The sequence below is a fragment of the Micromonospora sp. ATLC20 genome (assembly GCF_057196585.1).
The window spans coordinates 26,256-47,273 of record NZ_JBXUOV010000024.1 but is presented as its reverse complement, the minus strand read 5'-3'; the positions used below and the strand labels follow the sequence as shown (position 1 = coordinate 47,273).

General features: G+C 72.0%; 24 protein-coding genes. 10 read left to right on the top strand and 14 right to left on the bottom strand.

Translation table 11 applies throughout. From position 1 onward, the window contains the following. Positions 1 to 4: 4 nt before the first annotated feature. Together AC2CHG_RS08360 and AC2CHG_RS08355 are read right to left on the bottom strand one after the other, a co-directional pair. Positions 5 to 430: a hypothetical protein gene (locus tag AC2CHG_RS08360; protein ID WP_120571626.1), complete on the bottom strand. Its 426-nt coding sequence runs from the start codon at positions 428 to 430 to the stop codon at positions 5 to 7. Beyond that, entirely contained in the window at positions 427 to 768 is a 342-nt protein-coding gene (locus AC2CHG_RS08355; RefSeq protein WP_262012540.1) for a hypothetical protein, read from the bottom strand. Before AC2CHG_RS08355 ends, AC2CHG_RS08360 begins: the two co-directional genes overlap by 4 nt. Before the next feature lie 264 nt (positions 769 to 1,032). Here AC2CHG_RS08355 and AC2CHG_RS08350 point away from each other — a divergent pair, with 264 nt between their 5' ends. The 3 genes from AC2CHG_RS08350 (at position 1,033) to otsB (ending at position 2,884) form a co-directional block, all read left to right on the top strand. Further along, positions 1,033 to 1,473 carry a helix-turn-helix domain-containing protein gene (locus tag AC2CHG_RS08350; protein WP_355506670.1) on the top strand — a complete coding sequence of 147 codons (441 nt, stop codon included), beginning with the start codon at positions 1,033 to 1,035 and terminating at the stop codon, positions 1,471 to 1,473. Positions 1,474 to 1,636: 163 nt separating this feature from the next. After that, a complete protein-coding gene (locus AC2CHG_RS08345; protein ID WP_013284062.1) occupies positions 1,637 to 1,990 on the top strand; it encodes a hypothetical protein in 354 nt (117 codons plus the stop codon). A 69-nt stretch (positions 1,991 to 2,059) separates the two neighbouring features. Further along, on the top strand, positions 2,060 to 2,884 hold the full coding sequence (gene otsB / locus AC2CHG_RS08340; RefSeq protein ID WP_262012542.1) for a trehalose-phosphatase: 825 nt from the start codon (positions 2,060 to 2,062) through the stop codon (positions 2,882 to 2,884). A 161-nt stretch (positions 2,885 to 3,045) separates the two neighbouring features. Here the strand turns inward: otsB and AC2CHG_RS08335 are convergent, their stop codons facing one another. From AC2CHG_RS08335 to AC2CHG_RS08320, 4 genes are all read right to left on the bottom strand, one after another. Further along, positions 3,046 to 3,816, bottom strand: a complete 771-nt coding sequence (locus tag AC2CHG_RS08335; RefSeq protein WP_013284060.1) for an isoprenyl transferase — start codon at positions 3,814 to 3,816, stop codon at positions 3,046 to 3,048. A 31-nt stretch (positions 3,817 to 3,847) separates the two neighbouring features. Continuing rightward, positions 3,848 to 5,008, bottom strand: a complete 1,161-nt coding sequence (locus tag AC2CHG_RS08330; RefSeq protein ID WP_484524481.1) for a geranylgeranyl reductase family protein — start codon at positions 5,006 to 5,008, stop codon at positions 3,848 to 3,850. 89 nt (positions 5,009 to 5,097) lie between these two features. After that, on the bottom strand, positions 5,098 to 5,961 hold the full coding sequence (locus AC2CHG_RS08325; RefSeq protein ID WP_484524480.1) for a hypothetical protein: 864 nt from the start codon (positions 5,959 to 5,961) through the stop codon (positions 5,098 to 5,100). 40 nt (positions 5,962 to 6,001) lie between these two features. Next, positions 6,002 to 7,843 (bottom strand): phosphoenolpyruvate carboxykinase (GTP), encoded by a 1,842-nt coding sequence (locus tag AC2CHG_RS08320; protein WP_402809726.1) that lies wholly within the window; start codon positions 7,841 to 7,843, stop codon positions 6,002 to 6,004. A gap of 491 nt (positions 7,844 to 8,334) precedes the next feature. On the opposite strand from AC2CHG_RS08320, the gene AC2CHG_RS08315 reads away from it, so the two are divergent. Together AC2CHG_RS08315 and AC2CHG_RS08310 are read left to right on the top strand one after the other, a co-directional pair. Further along, a complete protein-coding gene (locus tag AC2CHG_RS08315; RefSeq protein WP_484524483.1) occupies positions 8,335 to 8,871 on the top strand; it encodes a GtrA family protein in 537 nt (178 codons plus the stop codon). A gap of 62 nt (positions 8,872 to 8,933) precedes the next feature. Then, positions 8,934 to 9,629: a GtrA family protein gene (locus tag AC2CHG_RS08310; RefSeq protein ID WP_262012547.1), complete on the top strand. Its 696-nt coding sequence runs from the start codon at positions 8,934 to 8,936 to the stop codon at positions 9,627 to 9,629. Between the two features lie 57 nt (positions 9,630 to 9,686). Here AC2CHG_RS08310 and AC2CHG_RS08305 read toward each other — a convergent pair whose 3' ends face one another. Both AC2CHG_RS08305 and AC2CHG_RS08300 read right to left on the bottom strand, forming a co-directional pair. Next, positions 9,687 to 10,256, bottom strand: a complete 570-nt coding sequence (locus AC2CHG_RS08305) for a PH domain-containing protein (protein WP_484524479.1) — start codon at positions 10,254 to 10,256, stop codon at positions 9,687 to 9,689. Between the two features lie 110 nt (positions 10,257 to 10,366). Next, positions 10,367 to 11,239 (bottom strand): biotin--[acetyl-CoA-carboxylase] ligase, encoded by an 873-nt coding sequence (locus AC2CHG_RS08300; RefSeq protein WP_262012549.1) that lies wholly within the window; start codon positions 11,237 to 11,239, stop codon positions 10,367 to 10,369. 72 nt (positions 11,240 to 11,311) lie between these two features. Here AC2CHG_RS08300 and AC2CHG_RS08295 point away from each other — a divergent pair, with 72 nt between their 5' ends. Next, complete coding sequence (locus tag AC2CHG_RS08295) at positions 11,312 to 12,895, top strand: acyl-CoA carboxylase subunit beta (protein ID WP_013284052.1); 1,584 nt, start codon at positions 11,312 to 11,314, stop codon at positions 12,893 to 12,895. 44 nt (positions 12,896 to 12,939) lie between these two features. Here AC2CHG_RS08295 and AC2CHG_RS08290 read toward each other — a convergent pair whose 3' ends face one another. From AC2CHG_RS08290 to AC2CHG_RS08275, 4 genes are all read right to left on the bottom strand, one after another. Then, on the bottom strand, positions 12,940 to 13,827 hold the full coding sequence (locus tag AC2CHG_RS08290) for a hypothetical protein (RefSeq protein ID WP_262012550.1): 888 nt from the start codon (positions 13,825 to 13,827) through the stop codon (positions 12,940 to 12,942). Next, the gene (locus tag AC2CHG_RS08285; RefSeq protein WP_194798594.1) at positions 13,820 to 14,323 is read right to left on the bottom strand and encodes a SigE family RNA polymerase sigma factor; all 504 of its coding nucleotides are present in this window, start codon (positions 14,321 to 14,323) and stop codon (positions 13,820 to 13,822) included. Before AC2CHG_RS08285 ends, AC2CHG_RS08290 begins: the two co-directional genes overlap by 8 nt. 59 nt (positions 14,324 to 14,382) lie before the next feature. Beyond that, positions 14,383 to 15,366 (bottom strand): ketopantoate reductase family protein, encoded by a 984-nt coding sequence (locus AC2CHG_RS08280; RefSeq protein WP_484524478.1) that lies wholly within the window; start codon positions 15,364 to 15,366, stop codon positions 14,383 to 14,385. 101 nt (positions 15,367 to 15,467) lie between these two features. Further along, the gene (locus tag AC2CHG_RS08275) at positions 15,468 to 16,211 is read right to left on the bottom strand and encodes a M50 family metallopeptidase (RefSeq protein WP_484524477.1); all 744 of its coding nucleotides are present in this window, start codon (positions 16,209 to 16,211) and stop codon (positions 15,468 to 15,470) included. A 100-nt stretch (positions 16,212 to 16,311) separates the two neighbouring features. Between AC2CHG_RS08275 and AC2CHG_RS08270 the strand changes: the two genes are divergently transcribed. Next, a complete protein-coding gene (locus AC2CHG_RS08270; RefSeq protein WP_262012552.1) occupies positions 16,312 to 16,860 on the top strand; it encodes a Uma2 family endonuclease in 549 nt (182 codons plus the stop codon). A 128-nt stretch (positions 16,861 to 16,988) separates the two neighbouring features. Further along, a complete protein-coding gene (locus AC2CHG_RS08265) occupies positions 16,989 to 17,744 on the top strand; it encodes a GH25 family lysozyme (protein WP_262012553.1) in 756 nt (251 codons plus the stop codon). 65 nt (positions 17,745 to 17,809) lie between these two features. Here AC2CHG_RS08265 and AC2CHG_RS08260 read toward each other — a convergent pair whose 3' ends face one another. Then, positions 17,810 to 18,022 carry a hypothetical protein gene (locus tag AC2CHG_RS08260; protein WP_091047495.1) on the bottom strand — a complete coding sequence of 71 codons (213 nt, stop codon included), beginning with the start codon at positions 18,020 to 18,022 and terminating at the stop codon, positions 17,810 to 17,812. 87 nt (positions 18,023 to 18,109) lie between these two features. Beyond that, on the bottom strand, positions 18,110 to 20,083 hold the full coding sequence (locus AC2CHG_RS08255) for a serine/threonine-protein kinase (RefSeq protein WP_484524476.1): 1,974 nt from the start codon (positions 20,081 to 20,083) through the stop codon (positions 18,110 to 18,112). A 91-nt stretch (positions 20,084 to 20,174) separates the two neighbouring features. Between AC2CHG_RS08255 and AC2CHG_RS08250 the strand changes: the two genes are divergently transcribed. Both AC2CHG_RS08250 and AC2CHG_RS08245 read left to right on the top strand, forming a co-directional pair. Beyond that, entirely contained in the window at positions 20,175 to 20,387 is a 213-nt protein-coding gene (locus AC2CHG_RS08250) for an acyl-CoA carboxylase subunit epsilon (RefSeq protein ID WP_120571644.1), read from the top strand. Positions 20,388 to 20,488: 101 nt separating this feature from the next. Next, entirely contained in the window at positions 20,489 to 20,941 is a 453-nt protein-coding gene (locus AC2CHG_RS08245) for a hypothetical protein (protein WP_121684324.1), read from the top strand. Positions 20,942 to 21,018: the final 77 nt, after the last annotated feature.

Here is a 21,018-nt window from a genome sequence, read left to right as displayed (position 1 = left end):
GGCCTCAGCCCTGGCGGCGCACCAGCGTGCCGGCCCGCGGTCCGGCGCCGGCCGCGCCGAACGACGATCCGGTGTACGTGGTGCCCACCCGCCCGACGGCGCCGAGCCGGCCGGTGGCGGTGACACGGACGGCCGGGGCGGAGCCGGGCCGGGCGGCGACCGCCGCGGGTACTGAGGTGCCGGCGAACGGCACGGCCGAGCGCCCGGCCGACGTCACCACCGTGGGACCGGGACCGGACAGCGCGGAGGCGATGGCCGCCTGGGCGTCGCGCCGGCGGCGGTTCCAGGCGCCCCGGTCACCGTCGAAGTAGCCCTGGCGGTAACCGAACCGGTAGCCGATGCGGTAGCTGAGCTGGCCGTGCAGGCGGCCGGCCGCGTAGCAGGTGGAGCCGAGCACGAGGACGAGCACCACGGCGAGAAAGGGGGTCATCGCTCGTCCGTCCCGGTAAGTGGGTCGACCACCAGCAGCCGTTCCAGGTCGTCGGTGCTGACCTCCTCGACCAGCTCGACACTGATCCGGCATCCGTCGAGGATCACCTCGGCCACCGACGCCCGGCGGATCTCGCCGCCGGAGTCGTAGACCCGCACGCTCAGCTCGGGGCAGCCGAGGTGGGTCCGCCACGCGTCCCACTCCCCCCGGTCGCCGACGCTGAGTGAGAGGTACCGGCACCCGCGGGCGAGATAGAGACGCCAGGGGGCGCTCAGCCCGGCGGACACTCCGTCCGCGATCAGCCCGAAGGCCTGGGCACGGGTCGCGAGTTCGGTCACGAGACCCCCTCGGCACCCGCGGAGTGACGCATGTGAGCACTCGTCGTCTCAAGCACGTGACACAACGTAAGTTGTCTCATGAGCGTGACAGTATCAGCTTTTCAGGCCTTTGCCGCCGTACTGGCGTCCATCTATTCTGCCCGGGTGACACCCCTCAGGAGCAGCACTGGATCGTTTACCGGAAATCCGCGATCAGCGTCACGTCGGCGTGACAGCAGCGTGCCGAGCCGCCCTCCCGGGACCGACTGGCCGTACCGTCACGGGGTGACCGAGACGACCAACGCACGGAAGATCGCGTTCGCCACCTTCGTCCGGCGCGCGCTCGACGACGCCCGCGCGCTGCGGGCCTGGAGCGGCACCGAGGTCTCCCGGCGCACCGGCGTCTCCCGCCAGACCATCAACCGATGGGTACGCGGCGACTGGGCCAGCGACCCGGAGGCCGAGCGGGTGGTCGCCTTCTGCGAGGGGCTGGGGCTCGATCCGGCCGCCGCGTTCACCGCGCTCGGCTGGGACCGGGCCGCCGGGCCGCGTCCCGCGCCGGCCCCGCCCCCGATGGACCCGGACGTGGAGGCGCTGCTGCGCCGGCTGGTCGACCCGACCGTGTCCGACGCGGAGAAGTTCCACATTCGAGAAACCATTCGTTACCTCGCATATCGCCCGACACTGCCGGGCGGTGTCCGAAATAGGGGGAAACAGGCCGGGTAGTTCCTCAGATGGCGAAAGAACGGAAGGTCGGACCCGATCGTTTCGCCGCGGGGACGGATCGGACCCGCTAGCGTCCACGTTTGTACTGCTAGGGGCTCGTCATCGGCGGGGGGACGGGACACAGCCGAACCCAGCCCTGCGGGACAGAAGGAGGGGTCTGTCCATGACCCTGAAATGGTTGGCAGTCGTGGTCGCGGTGGTGTCGCTGACATCGTGCGTGACCGGCAACGTGGTGGTCGGCGTACTGGACGGCGGGCAGCTTCCCCTGGTCGTCAACCTCTTCGCGCTCACCACAGCCGGCACCGCGGTGATCCTCGCCGTCGTCGCCGAGCTGCACGATCGGCTAAACGACCGGGTCAGCGCGCTCACCGAGTTCCTGGTGGCGCGGCTCAACGAGATCGAGGCGCACACCGGCGACCGCAACACCGGCTTCGTGGAGGGCTACCTGCTCAGCCACGGGCAGGAGGCAGCAGTGGTGCCGTTCGGTCGCCGGGGACGAGGAGCCGCCGAACGCTGATCACCACGTCGTTCCGACGTCACATCTCGGCCACGAATACGCCGCCCGGCGCGGGGTACGCTGACGCGCGTGCCGCCGTTGAATCTGGGCAACCAGCAGCCGAAGACCCCGTTGAACGCGGAGCACGCCTGGCGTGCCACCGCCGACCGCGCGGGTGACGTCGTCCTCTTCTTCGACTTCGACGGCACCCTGGCGCCCGTCGACGACGATCCCACGGCCGTACGGCCCGCGCCCAACGTGCTCACCGCGCTGGAGGCGCTCGCCCCGCACGTCCGCCGGATCGCCATCGTCTCCGCCCGCCCGGTGGACTTCCTCCGCGACCACCTCGGCGGCCTCACCGGCATCGACCTGTACGGGCTCTACGGCCTGGAGCACAGCCACTCCGGCGGCGAGACGGTCACCGAGCCGGCCGCCCTGCCGTGGGTGCCGACCATGTCGGAGCTGGCCGAGCAGGCCCGCGCCGAACTGCCGCCCGGCGCGCTCGTCGAGTACAAGCGGCTCTCCGTCGCGCTGCACTGGCGTACCGCCCCGCAGCTCGGCGACCTGGTGCAGGAGTGGGGCCGGGCCCAGGCCGAGCGGCTGGGGCTGCGCGCCCAGCCGGGCCGGATGGTGCTGGAACTGAAGCCTCCGGTCGACCGGGACAAGGGCATGGTGATCGGCGAGACGGTCCGGGACGCCGGTGGCGCCTGGTACTTCGGTGACGACGTCTCCGACATCAAGGCGTTCGCCGCGCTGCGCGCCCGCGCCGCCGACGATCCCGACTTCCTCGGCGTCTGCGTCGCCGTCGCCAACCCGGAGACCGGTCACGAGGTGGCCGACGCCGCCGACCTGACCCTGGACTCCCCCGCCGCCCTGGCCGACTTCCTCACCTCAGCCCTGCCCCACCTCCGCTGACCCCGGTCTCCGCGCGGCCCGGTCTCTCCCCCGCGATCTTGCACTTCCTGCCCCGAGGGCGCGGCTTATGCCCCCTTTGTCGGGGCAGCAAGTGCAAGATCGCCGAGGCGGGCGGGCGGGGGCGACGGGGCTGGGGCGGCGCGGGCGGGGGCGAGGGTGGGTCAGGTGCCGAAGCGGCGCTGGCGGGTGGCGTAGGAGCGCAGGGCCCGCAGGAAGTCGACCTTGCGGAAGTCGGGCCAGTTCAGTTCGCAGAAGTAGAACTCCGAGTGCGCGCTCTGCCAGAGCATGAAGCCGGAGAGCCGCTGCTCGCCACTGGTCCGGATGATCAGATCCGGGTCCGGCAGCCCCTTCGTGTAGAGGTGCTCGGAGATGTGGTCGACGTTGATCGAGGTGGCCAGCTCCTCGATCGTGCCGCCGTTCGCCGCGTGCTCCACCAGCAGCGAGCGGACCGCGTCGGCGATCTCGCGCCGCCCGCCGTACCCGACCGCGATGTTGACCTGAGCCCCGCCGTCGCGGTCGCGGGTGCGTTCCTCGGCGGCCTTGAGCGCGGCGGCGTGCTGCGCCGGCAGCACGTCGAGCGCGCCGACCATCCGCAGCCGCCAGGGGTTGCCCTCCTCGGCCAGCTCGGTGGTGAGGTCCTCGATGATCTGGAGCAGCGGGTCCAGCTCGGCGGCCGGGCGGGAGAGGTTGTCGGTGGAGAGCAGCCAGAGTGTGACGTGCCCGACGCCTGCCGCGTCGCACCAGCGGAGCAGCTCCTTGATCCGTTCGGCGCCCATCCGGTGGCCGTCGTTCGGGTCGACGAAGCCCATTTCCCGGGCCCATCTGCGGTTGCCGTCGCACATCACGCCGACGTGTGCGGGTACGGGCTTGCCCGCGAGCTTCGCCGTCAGCCGGCGCTCGTACACGGAGTAGAGGAGTTTCCGCAGAGTCATCACCTTGCAGGGTAGCGACCCGCGGGAGAGATCAGTGTCTCGGTGGCATATCACCTGACGGTGAGACGGTCCGGCGCGGTCGCGGCAGGTCCGCCCCGATCGCCATCAGGGTGCGCGCGTCCAGCCGGCCGTCGCCGAGTCCCAGCTCCACCACGGTGCGGTAGACGCGTTCGTCCCGCCGGGCCGCGCCGACCACCGCGTCGACCACCCGGCGCCGCCGGGCCAGCCACGCCGCCACCGAGCTGTGCCGCAGGTGGGTGCCGAGCCGGGCGCGCAGCGCGGCGGCGTACGCCCGGGCGGCCTCGGCCGGGGAGCCGGCCGCCGCCGCGCCGGCGAGCGCCCCGGAGCGCAGCGCGTAGAAGATGCCCTCGCCGGTGAACGGGTTGATCAGCGACAGCGCGTCCCCGGCCAGCACCACCCGTCCGCGGCCGGGCGCCGGCCGGTGGGTGGACAGCGGCAGGTGGTGCGCCCGCAGCCCGGTCACCGTGGCCGGGTCGACGCCCGGGAGCAGCACGGCCATCCGGTCCAGCAGGTGCGCGCGGCTGAGCGGTTCGCCGCGCAGCACCTCCCCGTACCCGACGTTCGCGCGACCGTCGCCGATCGGAAAGGCCCAGGCGTACGCGGGCCAGCGCGCCGCCGAGGTCACGATGAGCTGTTCCGGCGGCCCGGCCGGCGCCGGCGCGTAGCCCCGGATGGCGAGCGCCAGGTGCCGGTCCGGGTTGACCGGGTGACCGAGCGCGCGCCGTACCACCGATCCGGCGCCGTCCGCGCCGACCACCGCCCGCGCGGACAGCTCGCCGTCGAGCAGCACCCGGTCGGCGGCGATCTCCACCCGGCGTACGGTGTGCCGCCGCAGCTCCGCACCGGCGGCGACCGCCGCCGCGACCAGGCGTGCGTCGAACACCTCGCGGGGCACCGTGTACGCGGGCCGGGGCAGCGTCCGGGCGACGGTGCCGCCACCGGGCCCCACGAGGCGCAGCGCGGGCAGTGGCGGGTAGCCGTCGACAGCGCCGGTCACGCCCAGCTCGGCGAGGACGTCCAGCGCGTGCGCGGCGATGCCGTCCCCGCACGCCTTGTCGCGAGGGAAGTCGGACCGGTCGAGCAGCAGCACCCGCGCCGCCCCGGCCCGCCGCGCGCCGAGCGCCGCGGCGGCCCCAGCGGGCCCCGCCCCCACCACCACGACGTCCCACACCCCCTCATCCTGCCCCGCCGCACCCCGCCCCGGGCGACGATCATGAGGTTGGCGGCATCAACGGATCGAAATCGCCGCCAACTTCATGATCAACGGGGTGGGGTGAGGGTGCGGGTGCGGGTGGCTCGGGTCAGGGACCAGAGGGTCAGGGCGGCGGCCGTCACCAGGGGGGCGCCGTCGCGGATCAGGCCGTCGATGCCGAGCAGCCACCAGCACAGGGGCAGGTCGATCGCGAGTACGCCGAGGGTGACGGCCACCAGGCCCTTCCGCGCCCACGCCTTGTCACGCAGCAGGAAGGCGGTGCAGAACAGCACGGCGTAGCTGACCGCGATGCCGGCGCCGAACCAGAAGATCAATGCCGGTACGGCGGCCAGCCGCCCGTCCAGCACGGCACCCGTCGCCACCAGCGCGGGCACGAGCATCAGCGGACTGTAGGTGAACGCCGCGACGCGGGCGGTGAGCAGCCAGCCGTTCGCCTGCGGGCGCTTCGGCGCCACCTCCCGCCAGGCGATCGTCCCGCCCTCGACGACCAGGCCCTTGCGGTGCCGGACCAGATGGGCGCGGATCGCCTCGGAGCGGTAGAGCAGCACCACGACGGCGACGCAGAGCGCGGTGAGCACGGCGAACCCGACCAGGCCGGGCAGCGCGGGCACCCCTTGCCGGGGCACGATCAGCCGCCCGACCGCGAAGATCGTGGTCACCGCCAGGATCAGCCCGAACGGCCGGGCACCCACCCGTCCCTTGTTCACGTGGCCGATCAGCAGCAGGAAGCCGAGCGACCGGAGCATCGCCCAGCCGGTGCGTACGGCCAGACCGAACTCCTGCTCCGGGGCGTACCAGTAGTTGAGCAGCTCGACCACGACGGTGGCCGCCGCGGTCACGGCGAGCAGCGTGGTGAGCGCCCGGACGGCGGACGGCCGCCGGACCTCGACAGGTTCAGCGGCCGTCCTCATGGCATCCGATGTTGCCCGGCGCGGGCAACAGGCACACCTGTTACTTCTGCGGCTCCGCGTCCAGCCGGGCGCGCAGCGCGTCCAGCTCGGCCCAGAGCACGCCGGGGAGCTTGTCCCCGAACTTCTCGAACCACTCGGTGACCAGCGGCAGCTCGTTGCGCCACTCGTCCGCGTCGACCTTCAGGGCGATCCGGACGTCCTCCGGGGTCATGTCCAGACCCTCGACGTCGAGCGCGTCCTGCGCCGGCACCATGCCGATCGGCGTCTCCACGGCCTCGGCCCGGCCCTCCAGCCGCTCGATGACCCACTTGAGCACGCGGGAGTTCTCGCCGAAGCCCGGCCAGAGGAAGTTGCCCTCGGCGTCCTTGCGGAACCAGTTCACGTAGTAGATCTTGGGCAGCTTGGCCTCGTCGCCGTCCGCGCCCTTGCCCATCTCGATCCAGTGCCGGAAGTAGTCGCCGGCGTTGTAGCCGATGAACGGCAGCATGGCCATCGGGTCGCGGCGGACCACGCCGACCGCGCCGGAGGCGGCGGCGGTCGTCTCCGAGGAGAGCGTGGCGCCCATGTAGACGCCGTGCACCCAGTCGCGGGCCTCGGTGACCAGCGGGATGGTGTCCCGGCGGCGGCCACCGAACAGGATCGCGTCGATCGGCACGCCGTTCGGGTCGTAGTAGTCGTCGGCCAGGATCGGGCACTGCGTGATCGGCGTGCAGAAACGGCTGTTCGCGTGCGAGGAGAGGTTCTCGCTCTCCGGCGTCCAGTCGTTGCCCTTCCAGTCGATCAGGTGCGCCGGCGGCTCACCCATGCCCTCCCACCAGATGTCGCCGTCGTCGGTCAGCGCCACGTTGGTGAAGATGGAGTTGCCCCGGTCCAGCGTCCGCATGGCGTTGGCGTTGGTCTTCCAGTCGGTGCCGGGCGCGACGCCGAACAGGCCGTACTCGGGGTTGACCGCGTAGAGGCGGCCGTCCGCGCCGAACCGCATCCAGGCGATGTCGTCGCCGATGGTCTCGACCTTCCAGCCCGGGATGGTCGGCTCCAGCATGGCGAGGTTGGTCTTGCCGCAGGCCGACGGGAAGGCGCCCGCGATGTGGTAGACCTTGCCCTCCGGCGAGGTGATCTTGAGGATCAGCATGTGCTCGGCCAGCCAGCCCTCGTCGCGCCCCATCACGCTGGCGATACGCAGCGAGTAGCACTTCTTGCCGAGCAGCGAGTTGCCGCCGTAGCCGGACCCGTACGACCAGATCTCCCGGGTCTCCGGGAAGTGGGAGATGTACTTGGTCTCGTTGCACGGCCACGCCACGTCCTGCTCGCCCGGCGCGAGCGGGGCGCCGATGGAGTGCAGCGCGTGCACGAAGTCGGCGTCGTCGCCCATCGCCTCCAGGACCGAAGACCCCATCCGGGTCATGATCCGCATCGAGGCGACGACGTACGGGCTGTCGGTGATCTCCACGCCGAACATGGGGCTCTCGGCCTCGACCGGGCCCATGCAGAACGGGATGACGTACATGGTGCGCCCGCGCATGCTGCCGCGGTACAGCTCCGTCATCGTCCGCTTCATCTCGGCCGGCGCCATCCAGTTGTTGGTGGGGCCGGCGTCCGCCTCGTCGGCGGAGCAGATGAAGGTGCGCTCCTCCACCCGGGCGACGTCCGTGGGGTCGGTACGCGCGTAGAACGAGTTGGGCTTCTTCTCGGGATTCAGTCGGATCAGGGTGCCGTTCTCGACGAGTTCGTCGGTGAGGCGGCGCCACTCCTCATCAGACCCGTCCACCCAGACCACGCGGTCGGGGGTGGTCAGTTCCGCGACCTCACGTACCCAGGCCAGCAGCTTGGGGTGGGACGTCGGGGCCTGATCGATTCCCCGAACAGCAGCCGGAGCAACCATGTCACTTCTCCTTGTGGTCGACGCTGACCGATCTATGGGGTGCACGAGTTCCGGCGGGCTGGTACGCCGCCTCGTGGAAACCTGGGATTGGGCTCAGCGTAAACCGGACTGCCTCGTCAGTCAGTGGGACTGGTTGTGAAGAACTGCACAAGGTACGGCCACGCTGCGGCATCACGATCTGATACCCGCTTTCGCGCGCAGTTTCACGCAAATCCTGCGGTGAACCTTCGACGGCCGGGTCCGGCACCGGAGTGACACGGACGTCCGATCGCGGGGAAGCGTACGAACATGTCGCGAAAGACGATTCCGTGATGCGCTCCACAGATTCGCACAGCGCGTTACGCTCTGCTCACGGACATCGAGAACGGGCGACGCCTCTCCGACCCGGGCGGCCCGCGCGAGACGGCCGCGGCGAAGCCGTCGTGGCCGACTCGCCGTTGGAGTCCGCCCGGTTACCGCACAACCGGTACTCTCGGCGGGTGGCCGCGACGATGACCGGAGACCAACCGGGGGCTCCGCAGACCCGCCGGGGTCCGATCGGAGCACTGCTCGACCGTTTCGGTCATCTCATCCACGAGCTGAGCAAGTTCGCCACCGTCGGCGGGCTCGCCTTCGTCGTGGACTTCGTCCTCTTCAACTACCTGTCCAGCGGCCGGGACATGCCGCCGCTGGCCGCGAAGACCATCTCCACGGTGATCGCCGCGACAGTCGCCTTCCTCGGCAACCGGTTCTGGACGTGGCGGCACCGGCAGCGGTCGAACCCGGCCCGCGAGTACGCCCTGTTCTTCTTCTTAAACGCGGTCGGCCTCGGCATCGCGGTGGCCTGCCTGGCGATCAGCCACTACGGGCTCGGCGCGATCTGGCCCGCGGTGTTCCAGACCCCCCTGGCCGACAACCTCGCCAGCTTCATCGTCGGCACCGGCCTGGGAACGCTCTTCCGGTTCTGGTCGTACCGACGGTTCGTCTTCGTCGAGGCGGGAACACCTCCCGTTCCGGCAACGAGCCACGACCGAGAGTCCGGGGCGTGACGAACCGCCCATCCCGACCCGCCGGGCCCAGCCGGCCCAGCCAACTGCCTAAGGTGTTCCGCATGCCTGGAGTCCGTCTGCTGCCCGAGCGCTGGCAGAAGTTCATCCACGAGGCGCTCAAATTCGGCATCGTCGGCGGCATCAACACCGTCATCAATTACGCGGTGTTCAATGCGCTGGCACTCACGGTTTTCCGTGACGGTCAGCTGAAGGCGACAGTGATCGCGACGATCGTCGCCACGATCACGTCGTATCTGATGAATCGTCACTGGACGTACCGTGATCGACCGAAATCGGCACTCCGGCGCGAATACGTCCTGTTCTTCCTCTTCAACGGCGCGGGTCTGCTCATCGAGCTCGGCGTCCTGGCCCTGGCCAAGTACGGCCTCGGCGTCCACGGCCTGCTCGCGCTGAACGTCGCCAAGACCATCGGTGTCCTGCTGGCCACGCTGTTCCGCTTCTGGTCCTACCGGACGTTCGTCTTCCAGCCCGTCCCCAGGCACGCCGAGGAGACCTGGCACTCGGTGCCGCGTGACGAGTGGGACAACGTCGCCGAGATGGACCCGGTGGCCGAGCTGGCCGAGTCGGTCAGCGAGCTGGAGGAGGAGGAACCGCCTCCGGGCACCGGCCGGGCGGCCGACTTCCCGCCACCGCGTGGCCGCCCCGCACCGGCGGACGCCGGACTGGGTGGCGCGCTCGGTGCCGACCTGGACGCCGAACTCGCCGCGGAACTCCAGCCCCGCCGCGCCCGCCGCTGAACGACGAGAAAGGCCGGCACCCCTGACCCGGGGTGCCGGCCTTCTCCGTCGAACGGGTCAGGGCTGCTCGCGCAGGGACTTCCCCTCGCTCATGTCGGCCAGGATCTCGCGCATCTCGCCGTCACCCAGGCTGTGCTTGTCGTGGTGCGCCTCGACCAGCTCGTAGAGCTTCGTCTGCACCCTGTCCACGCCCGGCACGTCGTGCAGCACCGACTGGCCGCGCTCACCCGCCGACTCGATGGTCAGCGTGCCGCAGCCGAGCGGCCGCTCCACGAAACGCTGGTGCATGGCGTGGTCGTTGATCCGGGTCAGCGGCAGGTCCCGCCGGTTACGCGACAGCACCCCCTGCTGGAGGAGCACCCGCTCGTTCGTGAACAGGTAGTGCGTGGTGCGCCAGACCAGAAACGGCCACAGGCCCAGCCACAGCACCAGCGCCAGGGCGACCACGGCGATCGCGTAGAGCGCGATCGTGCCGCCGGTGCCGTCGGGCAGCAGGAGCCAGCCGGCGACGACCGCCGCGACGGCGAGCACGAGCACCAGGACCGGCCGGATCAGGGCCTTCCAGTGCGGGTGCAGGTGCAACACGACGTGCTCGTCCTCGGTGAGCACGTCTTCGGGGAACGCCACGGGGGAACCTCCTCGCAGAACAGGACGCGCTGACCGTAACCGGTCGGCGCGCCCGGCCGGCATCGGCCGCGCGGACGGCTACCCGTGGTTCGTCGACAGAGGCCCTTCCTTCACCGCAGGTGCAGCACGTCGCCTGCCGCCAGCCGCAGCGTCTCGGCGCCCGTCTCCACCAGGAGCTGCCCGTCGGCGTCCACGCCGGTGGCGGTGCCGTGCGCCTCGCTGCCGTCGGGCAGCAGCACCCGCACCTGACGGCCGATGGTGGCGCACCCGGCCAGGTACGCCTCGCGCAGCCCGCTGGCCTCCGCGTCCCCGCCGGCGTCACGCCAGCGCTCGTACCAGTCGGCGAGCGCGCGAAGCAGCGCCCGCAGCAGCGGATCCCGGTCGGTGGCGGTGGCGCCCGCGAGCTGGAGCGAGGTGGCCGGCAGCCCGGTCGGGTTCTCCGGCAGCTCGTCGGCGCGCAGCGTCACGTTCAGCCCGACACCGACCACGATCGCCGGCGGCCTGTCGTTCTCCCCCGGCACCGCCTCGGCCAGCACCCCGGCGCACTTCGCGCCGTCCACCAGCAGGTCGTTCGGCCACTTCAGCCGCGCGTCCAGCTCGGCCAGCAGGCGTACCGCCTCGGCCAGCGCGACACCGGCGAGCAACGGCAGCCAGCCGTACCCGGTGACCGGCACCGGCGTCCAGCCGCGCTCGGCGTCCGCCTCGCCGGGCCGCAGCAGCACGCTCGTGGCGAGACCGGCGCGCGGCGGCGACTGCCAGACGCGGCCCCGACGGCCCCGGCCGGAGGTCTGCCGCTCGGCGACCACCACCAGGCCCTCCGGCTCGCCGGCGCGCGCCGCGGCCACCGCGTCGGCGTTCGTCGAGCCGGTCTCGGCCAGCAGTTCCAGGCGGCGCCAGGGCCCGTGCGGCGCGACCAGCGCGCGCCGCAGCCGGGCCGCCGACAGCGGCGGTCGGTCCAGATCGGTGTACGGCGAGCCGGGCATCCCGCCAGCCTACGGCCCGGATGAGGCGCACTGCACAGCCTCAGACACCTGAACCATCGTTATATTCCACGGGTGACTACCGAGACCGGGTTCAACATCCACACGACCGCCGGCAAGCTGGCGGACCTGGAGCGACGGCTCGACGAGGCGGTGCACGCCGGGTCGGCACGCGCGGTCGAGAAGCAGCACGCGCGGGGCAAGAAGACCGCCCGCGAGCGGATCGAGATGCTCCTCGACGAGGGCTCGTTCGTCGAGCTGGACGAGTTCGCCCGGCACCGCTCGACCAACTTCGGGCTGGAGAAGACCCGCCCGTACGGGGACGGCGTGGTGACCGGCTACGGCACCGTCGACGGCCGGCAGGTCTGCGTCTTCTCGCAGGACTTCACCGTCTTCGGCGGCTCCCTCGGCGAGGTCTTCGGCGAGAAGATCGTCAAGCTGATGGACCTCGCCATGAAGATCGGCTGCCCGGTCGTCGGCATCAACGACTCCGGCGGCGCGCGGATCCAGGAGGGCGTCACGTCCCTCGGCCTCTACGGCGAGATCTTCTTCCGAAACGTCCGGGCCAGCGGCGTCATCCCGCAGATCTCGCTCATCATGGGCCCGTGCGCGGGCGGCGCCGTCTACTCCCCGGCGGTCACCGACTTCACCGTCATGGTCGACCAGACCTCGCACATGTTCATCACCGGCCCCGACGTGATCAAGACGGTCACCGGCGAGGACGTGGGCATGGAGGAGCTGGGCGGCGCCCGTACCCACAACACCCGCAGCGGCAACGCGCACTACCTCGGCACCGACGAGGAGGACGCGATCGAGTACGTCAAGGCGCTGCTGTCGTACCTGCCGTCGAACAACCTGGACGAGCCGCCGGTCTTCGACGCGCCCGCGATCCTCGACGTCACCGACGAGGACCGCGAGCTGGACACGCTGATCCCGGACTCGGCGAACCAGCCGTACGACATGCACCGGGTCATCGAGCACGTGCTCGACGACGGCGAGTTCCTCGAGGTGCAGCCGCTGTACGCGCAGAACATGGTGGTCGGTTTCGGCCGCGTCGAGGGGCGCCCGGTAGGCGTGGTGGCGAACCAGCCGATGCAGTTCGCCGGCACGCTCGACATCGCCGCGTCGGAGAAGGCGGCCCGGTTCGTGCGCACCTGCGACGCGTTCAACGTCCCGGTGCTCACCTTCGTCGACGTGCCCGGCTTCCTGCCCGGCACCGGCCAGGAGTGGGACGGCATCATCCGCCGCGGCGCGAAGCTCATCTACGCGTACGCCGAGGCCACCGTCCCCAAGGTCACCGTCATCACCCGCAAGGCGTACGGCGGGGCCTACGACGTGATGGGCTCCAAGCACCTGGGCGCGGACCTGAACTTCGCCTGGCCGACCGCGCAGATCGCGGTGATGGGCGCGCAGGGCGCGGTGAACATCCTCTACCGCTCGGAACTGGCGAACGCCGAGGACCCGGCCGCGGTCCGCGCCGAGAAGATCGCCGAGTACGAGGACACGCTCGCCAACCCGTACATCGCCGCCGAGCGCGGCTACGTCGACGGGGTGATCCCGCCGCACGAGACACGTACCCAGATCGTGCGGGCGCTGCGGGTGCTGCGCACCAAGCGCGAGACGCTGCCGCCGAAGAAGCACGGCAACATCCCGCTGTAGCCGACCCTGGTGCCCCCGCCGCTGAGACGGCGGGGGCACCGGCGTCAGCAGCCGGGGTTCGCGGCCACGCACATCCGCTCGGCCGCGACCCGGGCCATCTGCCGCACCTGTTCCTCGGTCACCCTGGCCTCGGGCGCCTGACCCATGGGCAGGTCGGTCCGCAGCCGGCCGGACGGGAGCAGCACCGTCACCAGATCACCCACCCGTACGACCAGCCGGTCCTCGAACAACGGCGGGTAGCCGGGCGGCCGGCCGGTCGCCTCGTCCGGCGCCACCGTCGCCTCGTGGCGCAGCAGCAGCGCCTGATCTCCGGCGAAACCGCTCGCCGCGACGTACCAGCGGTGCACGACCTCGGCGCTGACCGTCCCCCGCTCGGTGTAGACCTGGCCGGTCGTCCGCCACGCGCCGCAGGCCGCGACTGTGCCCTCCAGGTCGGTGACGAACCGGCCCGCCTCGCCTGGCGCCATCCGGTAGACGTCCTGGGTGAGAACCGATCCGATGGTCGTAGCGGGCTCGGTCGGCGGTTCCATCAGGGTCTGCCCCCGTGAGTAGCGCGAGCGCGGTTCCTCGGCCGGCCGCCCCTGTTCCCGGGCGCAGACCTGAAGCAGGTCGTCGACCCGGACCGGCTCGCCGAGGCCGGTCTCGCCGAGCCGTTCCCCGGTCGGTACGGGGACGTCGGCCGGTTCCAGCATCGCCTCGGCCACGATCTCCCCCCGCCCGTCGACGGCACCGGCGGCGGGCGGTGGCGGCGCGCCGGCCCGGTCCACGAGTGACGCGGTGAGCGCCGCGACGACCACCACCGAGGCCGCGGCGAGCGCGGCGGAGCGCCGGCTGCGCCGCCGGGCGGTGGCCCGGATCGCCTCCGGCTCCGGCCAGGTGACGTTGCGCAGATCCCGGTGCAGCAACTCCACGAGTGCGACGTCGTCAGGCATCTGCCGCCTCCTCCTCCAGGTCCACCACGGCGAGCAGCCCGGCGAGCGCGGTCCGCCCCCGGGAGAGCCGGGCCTTGACGGTGCCGATCGGCGCCTCGGTCTCCCGCGCCACCTCGGCGACCGGCATGCCGAGCAGGTAGTGCATGGCGATCGCGGTGCGCTGGGCCTCGGGCAGCCGGCGCAGCGCGGCGACCACGTCCAGCGTCTCGGTGCTCGGCGCCGGCACGTCCGCCACCGCGCCGTGCCGCAGGTAGGCGCGCGCCCGGCTGCGCAGGCTGCGCCAGCGGCTCACCGCGATCCGGCTCGCCACCACCCGCACCCAGGACTCCGGGTCGTCGTACCCGCGCACTGTGGACCACCGCTGCCAGGCCCTGATGTACGCCTCCTGCACGGCGTCCTGCGCCTCGGCGAGGTCACCGGTGAGCACGTAGACGAAGCCGAGCAGCCGTTGCCGGCTGCCCCGGTAGAACTCGTCGAAGCCGTCGCTGTCGGGCACCTGCCACCTCCCCGTGTTCGTGAGGGGACACGCCTGGCGGCGCGGTGCGGGTTGCCCGCTCAGCCGAGCAATTTCTCCAACTCGCCGAGCGGGAAGCCGCCGGCCGGGATCCGGCCCCGGACCGCCCGGCGGACCGCCGTCTGCACCGCCGCGTTGGCCGGGGTCGGCACGCCGTGCAGGCGCCCGAGGAGCACGATCTCACCGTTGAGGTGGTCGGTCTCGACCGAGCCCGCACCACGGGCCAGGCTCTGCCAGGTGGAGCCGCCGGAGCGCTCCTCGCCGCCCACCGGCCGGTGCGACACCCGGTCGCCGCGTTCGGCGGCCTCCTCCTCGACGGTGGTGTGGGCGATGCCGGCTGCGGCGAGCGCCGCCTCGCCCTCGGCGCGTACCCGCTTCGACAGGGTTTCCGGCACGTCCCGGCCGAGCAGCGCCTGGAGGCCGTTGCCGAGGTTGGCGAGCAGCTTGCCGTACTTCCAGCGCATCACGTCGTCGCGGACCGGCGCGACGAACCCGGCCGCGGTCAGGTCGGCGGCGACCGCCCGGCTGGTGTCGTCGGCGCCGGTCGGGTAGCGGCCGATGTGCAGCATGCCCGGATGTGGATGGCCGTTGGCGACCACCACGCCCGGCTCCAGGTGGGTGGCGGGCAGCCACACGCACACCGGGTGTACGCGGGCGAAGCGCCGCAGCGCGGCCGGCTCGTTCGCCACGCCGTTCTGGGCCGGCACGACCGGCAGCCGCTCGCCCGCCGTCCCGCCGCCCTCGACCGGGGCGTCCGCCCAGACGTCGAGCGCCGCCACGGTGTCCTGCGACTTCACGGTGAGGACCAGCACGGTGTCCGCCGGCAGCGGCGGCCCGTCCGGCCCGGCCACCGCCGGGAGCCGGCTCGTCACGTCACGGTCCGGCGTGCGCAGCGTCAGACCCCGCTCCCGCAGCGCGTCCAGGTGCGCGCCACGGGCCACGAGCGTCACGTCGTGGCCGGCGTCGGCCAGGAGTACGCCGATGGTGCCGCCGACCGCGCCCGCTCCGATGATCACGTATCGCACGGGTCCGATTCTGCCCTGCCGCGTAGCGGCCCGCTCCGCGACGCGATACGGCGCGCTGCGGGCCGACTTGGCGCGGCGCGCAGCGGTGCGGCTCGGCCCGGTCAGCCGGTGAGCCCCGCGTCGGCCAGGATCGGGCCGGCCAGCAGCAGCGCCCCGGCGGCCAGCGCGCCCACGCTCACCAGCAGGAACACGCCCACCCAGAACAGCGCCGGGAACGGCGTGATCCGGGCGAGCTGGTCGGCGTCGGACTGCGGCATCCGGCCCCGGGCGCGTTGCCGGTGCAGCTCGAACACCGGCCGTACGCCGCCGATCAGCAGGAACCAGACCGACGTCCAGGCGAACGCGGCCTGCACCTCGGGCGAGGTGTACCAGGAGACGGCGAGCACCACGCCGCTGGTGACAAGCAGCGACAGCACGCCGAACAGGTTGCGGATCATCACCAGCATGGCCAGCAGCAGCGCCACCGCGAGCCAGAGCAGCAGCGTGATCCGGTTCCCGGCCAGCAGCCACGCGCCGCCGAGGCCGAGCAGCGACGGCGCGACGTACCCGGCGAGCAGCGTGAGGATCATGCCGGGCCCGGTGGGACGGCCGGCGGAGAGCGTGAGCCCGGAGGTGTCCGAGTGCAGCCGGATGCCGTGCAGCCGGCGGCCGGTGAGCAGCGCGACGAGCGCGTGGCCGCCCTCGTGCGCGATGGTCACCGCGTTGCGGGCGATCCGCCAGGGCAACCGGGCCACGACCACCGCGAGCGCGACCACGGCGGTGACCACCACGAGCAGCGGCGGCGGGTCCGGCTGGGCGCTGGTCAGCGTGTCCCAGAGCGTGGTGAGACCGTCGATCAGGGGCATGGGCGGGGAGCCTACCGCCCCGAGCCGTGTCGCTCGACCGGCGTGCTCCCGCAGCCGGTCAGACTTGGCCGGGCAGTAACTGGAACGGAGATGATGTCGAGTGGATCCGGTAACGGCTGCGTCCGTGACCCCGCTGACCGAGGCCGATTACCTCGCGATGGGCGACGGCCGCCACCGCGTCGAACTGTTCGACCGGGGACTGATCATCAGCCCCGCCCCGGACCTGCGGCATCAGCGGGTGGTGCGCCGATTGGCGAACGCCGTCGAGTCGACGGTCGCGCCGGCCGGTCTCCTCGTTCACCACGGCGTCAACGTTCGGCTCGGCGTCGACCGGGTCATGATCCCCGACCTCGTCGTCACAGATGCCGACGGCGAGGGCGCGATCCTGGACGCGGAACGCGTGGCGCTTGTCGGCGAGGTCGTCTCGCCTTGGAACGCGGGCGTCGACCGGGTGTTGAAGATGCAGCTCTACGCGATCGCCCGAATCCCGTGGTACCTGCTCGTCGAGCAGGACGGCGACAGCCACTCGCTGCGGCTGCACCGGCTCGACGGCGCGCACTACGTCGAGGATGCCGTCGCCAAGGCGGGTGAGACGCTCAGTGTCACCGAGCCGTTCCGCTGGGCGATGGACCCGAGCGACCTGCGCTGATCCGCAACTGTCGCGCCACCTGGGCGAACGACGATCGTCTATGAAAATTTCCTTTCTTCCTATTGCGATCTAGGGCACTAACCTCCAAAGATGGGCATCAATCAACGGACGTCCCTCTGGAGGCAACCATGGCCCGTACCAGACTCTCCGTGCGCCGGCTTCTCGCCGCCGGCCTGGCCGCCGCCGCCACCGCGGCCGCGGCCCTCGTGGCGACCGCCGGACCGGCCGCCGCCGCGACCACGCCCGGGATCGACGTCTCCCGCTACCAGGGCAGCATCAACTGGACCAGCGTGCGCAACTCGGGCATCCAGTTCGCCTTCATCAAGGCCACCGAGGGTACGAGCTACAAGGACCCGAACTTCAACGCGAACTACGTCAACGCGTACAACGCCGGGGTGATCCGCGGGGCGTACCACTTCGCCCGGCCGAACATCTCCGCCGGTTCCACCCAGGCCAACTACCTGGCCAGCAACGGTGGCGCCTGGTCGGCGGACAGCCGTACGCTCCCCGCCGCGCTGGACATCGAGGGCAACCCGTACAGCGGCGGCTACTGCTACGGCCTGAGCACCACCGGCATGCGCAACTGGATCCAGGACTTCCTGAACACCTACCGCTCCCGCACCGGCCGGTACGCGGTCATCTACACCACCACGAGCTGGTGGAACCAGTGCACGGGCAGCTGGACCGGCCCGTGGGCCAACCACCCGCTGTGGCTCGCCCGCTGGGCCAGCGCGCCCGGCACGCTGCCGGCCGGCGCCCCGGTGTGGAGCTTCTGGCAGTACACCAGCACCGGCGCCGTCTCCGGGATCAGCGGCAACGTCGACCGCAACTACTGGAACGGTGACCGCAGCCGGCTGATCGCGCTGGCGAACAACACCGCCTGACATACGTGCGACACAAGTGGGACCGCCTCGTCACGAGGCGGTCCCGCTGTCGTCGTACCCCGAGGTCAGGCTCTGCGGCGCGCGGTGGCCGGGACGGGCACCGGCGTCCGGCGCGTCAGGCGCCACGCCGCCACACCGGCGACAGTGAGCGTCAGCACGCCGAGGACCGCGACCGGCGCGGACAGGCCGGCACTGATGAGGAGCAGTACGACGTCGCCGAGCGCAACGAGCATCCACAGTGCCAGCCGCGGGCCGGTGTACCTCCGTCGGTAACCCATGTCGCGCCTCCTTCCGTCGTCGGAGGGATTCATACCCCCGAGGACGGAAAGCCATGCGAGCGAGTTTCGTGACCGCGGGATTCCCGGTCAGTTCTGACGGTCCGGCACGAAGCCCTTGGTGATGATCTCCCAGTTGGCCAGGTTGGCGTCCCAGTCCTTCGCGGGCACCTCCCAGCGCAGCGCGAAGCCCCTGTTGCTGGCGGTCGCCACACCCCGGTTACGCACGTGGAACCGGGTGCCGTCGTCGCGCGTCTCCAGCCAGTCCCAGTCGGCGCAGGTGCGGAAGTAGGGGTCGCACTTGGTGATGCCGACCAGCTTGTAGTTCCGGACGCGGGAAGCGCGGTACTTCTCCTGGCCCTGCCAGTCGGCGTACGCGTCCGGCTTCGGGTTCGGCGTCCACTGGATGAACAGCACCCGCCGAGCGCCACCGACCTCGTAGAGCACGACGTTGTCGCTGCGGACCCGAGCCTCGAAACCGTTCGGGATCGGCACCTTGAAGCCGTTCGGGCCGGTGTAGAGGCGCCAGCCGGCCGGCAACACGGCCCCGGACGCAGACGGGCTGGCCGAGGGAGAAGGGCTGGCCGACGCACTAGTGGCCGGGGCGCTCGGCGACGCGCTCTCGCTCGGCGCGGGCGGCGCCGCCGACGCCGAGGTGCCGGCCGTCGGCTCACCGCCGTCGCCGTCGTCACCGTTGGTCAGCAGCGGCACGGCCACCACCAGGCCGACGAGCAGCAGCACTACAAGCGCACCGATCAGCAGGTTGCGCCGGTTCGGCGCGGACTTCTCGACCGGCAGCACCGTCGCCCGGCCGGTCGACGGTGCCTCCTGCACCGGAGCCGGGCTGACCGGCGCGGAGCCGGTCACGGCCGGGCTGACCGGCGCCGGGGTGTCGGTGACCGGGTCGCCGTCGAGCCGCGTCTCGTCCAGCGCCGGGTCGACGCCGTCCACCCGCGCCTCGTCGTCCACAAGGGTCTCGTCGGCCGAGGGCGCCGGGTCGAGCTTCGCCGTCGGGTCGGCGGGCGGCGGGGTCACCGCGGTGGGCCCGGCGTCCGAGGTGGATGCCGGCACCTTCGCCGTCGGGTCGGCGGCTGCCGCCGTACCCCCGGTTGCGGCGACCCCGGACGCGGCGCGTTCGGCCTGGTCGGCCGGGCGCGGCGCGGGCACCAGCGGCGGACGCGGCACGCGCGGACCGTTCGGCCCGGGCCGGCGTACGCCGTCGAGCAGCGAGATGCTCTTGGCCCGCCGACCGGCGGCCTTGCGCAGCATGCGCTCGGCCACCTCGGCGGTGATCCGCTCGTCCGGGTCCTTGCGGAGCAGGCCCTGGAGCACCGGCTTGAGCGGCCCGGCGTTGCGCGGCGGCGGCATCGGCTCGGTGGCGAGCGCGGCGAGCGTGGCGATCGCCGACGGGCGCGCGTACGGCGACTTGCCCTCGACCGCCGCGTAGAGCGTGGCGCCGAGCGACCAGAGGTCCGCCTCCGGGCCGGCGGTGCCCTCGCGGGCACGCTCCGGAGAGATGTACGCGGGCGAGCCCAGCACCATGCCGGTGCGCGTCACGTTCGGGTCGCCGGGAATGGTGGCCAGGCCGAAGTCGGTGAGCACCACGCGGCCATCCTCGCCGAGCAGCACGTTGCCCGGCTTGACGTCGCGGTGCATGATGCCGGCCTTGTGCGCGGCCTTCAGCGCGTTCAGCACGCCGAGGCCGATCTCGACCGCCTTGGCCGGGGTGACCGGGCCGTCCTCGGCGATGGTGTCCTGCAACGACTTCGACGCCACGTACTCCATGACGATCCACGGATCGCCGTCGGTGCGCAGCACGTCGAAGATGCGGACCACGTTGATGTTGTTGAGGCGGGCGATCGCCCGCGCCTCACGCAGCGAGCGCTCGCGCATCTCGCGGCGCTCCTCCGGAGTGAGGCCGGGGGGCGGGACCAGTTCCTTGATGGCCACGTCCCGGTGCAGCACCTCGTCCCGCGCCTTCCAGACGCGGCCCATGCCGCCTTGACCGAGCGGCGTGATAAGCCGGTACCGGTCGGCGACGAGTTGGGGGAGCGCGTTCGACATCGCAGAAACCGTACCCGGCCGCTGCGACGCCCACACCGTCGGCACGCCACTGTACGGCGAAGGTCGAATTCGCGACGCGTACCCTTGGGTCATGTCTGCCGAGGAGCCCCTGTTCCGGATCGTCCGTGGCGTGCCCACCGCCGAGGAGCTGGCCGCTCTGGTCGGCGCGATCGTGGTGCGCACCCGCCCGGCCCAGGCCGCCGCGCCGGCCCCCGTGTCGCAGTGGGCGCGCAGCGCACGCCCCGCCCTGGCCGGGCCGATCGCGGGCCCCGGCGCGTGGCGGGCCTCCGGACTCCCCCGCTGACCTCACCTCCCGCTCGCGGCGGCGGGGCGGGGCTGCCGGGATCAGCGTCGAGCCATTAACCTCACTCAGGGAAACCGTGTGGTGACGGGCAGGAGGCTCCGATGATCCCGGAGGACAACCAGCCAGCCGGCTGGCTGCGCGGCTACGGCGGCATCGAGGCCGACATCCGACAGATGCGGGAGTTCGCCGACCGCCTCCAGGACGAGGTGACGCGCAACTACTCGCCGCACCTGTCCTACATCGCCGACGACATGAAGGCCCCGGTGCCCAACCCGGCCGACGCCTTCATCGAGCTGGTCCAGTTCCTTCAGGCCCACCACGACACCCAGACCGCCGCGGTGAGCGCGGTCTGGGACCTCGCACCGGCGACCGGCCGCCTCGCCGACGCCGCCGGGCGGATCGCCGCCCGCTACGGCGACGCCGACGCGTTCTCCTCCGCCCGCGTGGCCGACGTGGAACGGGCGCTAGCGGGCCCCTCCGCCACCGTCGCCCGCCCGATGCCGCCACTGGCCGACCCCACCGCCCCCGAACAGAGCCGGGTGATCCTGCCGTGATCGAACGGGGCAGCGGACGCACCTCCGGGCTGACCGACTGGCGGCTGATGGACGTCCTCAGCATGTGGGCGTGCGTG

Excerpts from the sequence above, each read along its gene's own strand:
- AC2CHG_RS08245 (WP_121684324.1), top strand. The coding sequence starts at position 20,489 with ATGATCCCGGAGGACAACCAGCCAGCCGGCTGGCTGCGCGGCTACGGC.
- AC2CHG_RS08325 (WP_484524480.1), bottom strand. The coding sequence starts at position 5,961 with ATGAGGACGGCCGCTGAACCTGTCGAGGTCCGGCGGCCGTCCGCCGTC.
- AC2CHG_RS08310 (WP_262012547.1), top strand. The coding sequence starts at position 8,934 with ATGCCTGGAGTCCGTCTGCTGCCCGAGCGCTGGCAGAAGTTCATCCAC.
- AC2CHG_RS08290 (WP_262012550.1), bottom strand. The coding sequence starts at position 13,827 with ATGCCTGACGACGTCGCACTCGTGGAGTTGCTGCACCGGGATCTGCGC.
- AC2CHG_RS08265 (WP_262012553.1), top strand. The coding sequence starts at position 16,989 with ATGGCCCGTACCAGACTCTCCGTGCGCCGGCTTCTCGCCGCCGGCCTG.
- AC2CHG_RS08275 (WP_484524477.1), bottom strand. The coding sequence starts at position 16,211 with ATGCCCCTGATCGACGGTCTCACCACGCTCTGGGACACGCTGACCAGC.
- AC2CHG_RS08250 (WP_120571644.1), top strand. The coding sequence starts at position 20,175 with ATGTCTGCCGAGGAGCCCCTGTTCCGGATCGTCCGTGGCGTGCCCACC.
- AC2CHG_RS08255 (WP_484524476.1), bottom strand. The coding sequence starts at position 20,083 with ATGTCGAACGCGCTCCCCCAACTCGTCGCCGACCGGTACCGGCTTATC.
- AC2CHG_RS08315 (WP_484524483.1), top strand. The coding sequence starts at position 8,335 with ATGACCGGAGACCAACCGGGGGCTCCGCAGACCCGCCGGGGTCCGATC.
- AC2CHG_RS08260 (WP_091047495.1), bottom strand. The coding sequence starts at position 18,022 with ATGGGTTACCGACGGAGGTACACCGGCCCGCGGCTGGCACTGTGGATG.
- AC2CHG_RS08360 (WP_120571626.1), bottom strand. The coding sequence starts at position 430 with ATGACCCCCTTTCTCGCCGTGGTGCTCGTCCTCGTGCTCGGCTCCACC.
- AC2CHG_RS08335 (WP_013284060.1), bottom strand. The coding sequence starts at position 3,816 with ATGACTCTGCGGAAACTCCTCTACTCCGTGTACGAGCGCCGGCTGACG.
- AC2CHG_RS08300 (WP_262012549.1), bottom strand. The coding sequence starts at position 11,239 with ATGCCCGGCTCGCCGTACACCGATCTGGACCGACCGCCGCTGTCGGCG.
- AC2CHG_RS08345 (WP_013284062.1), top strand. The coding sequence starts at position 1,637 with ATGACCCTGAAATGGTTGGCAGTCGTGGTCGCGGTGGTGTCGCTGACA.
- AC2CHG_RS08320 (WP_402809726.1), bottom strand. The coding sequence starts at position 7,843 with ATGGTTGCTCCGGCTGCTGTTCGGGGAATCGATCAGGCCCCGACGTCC.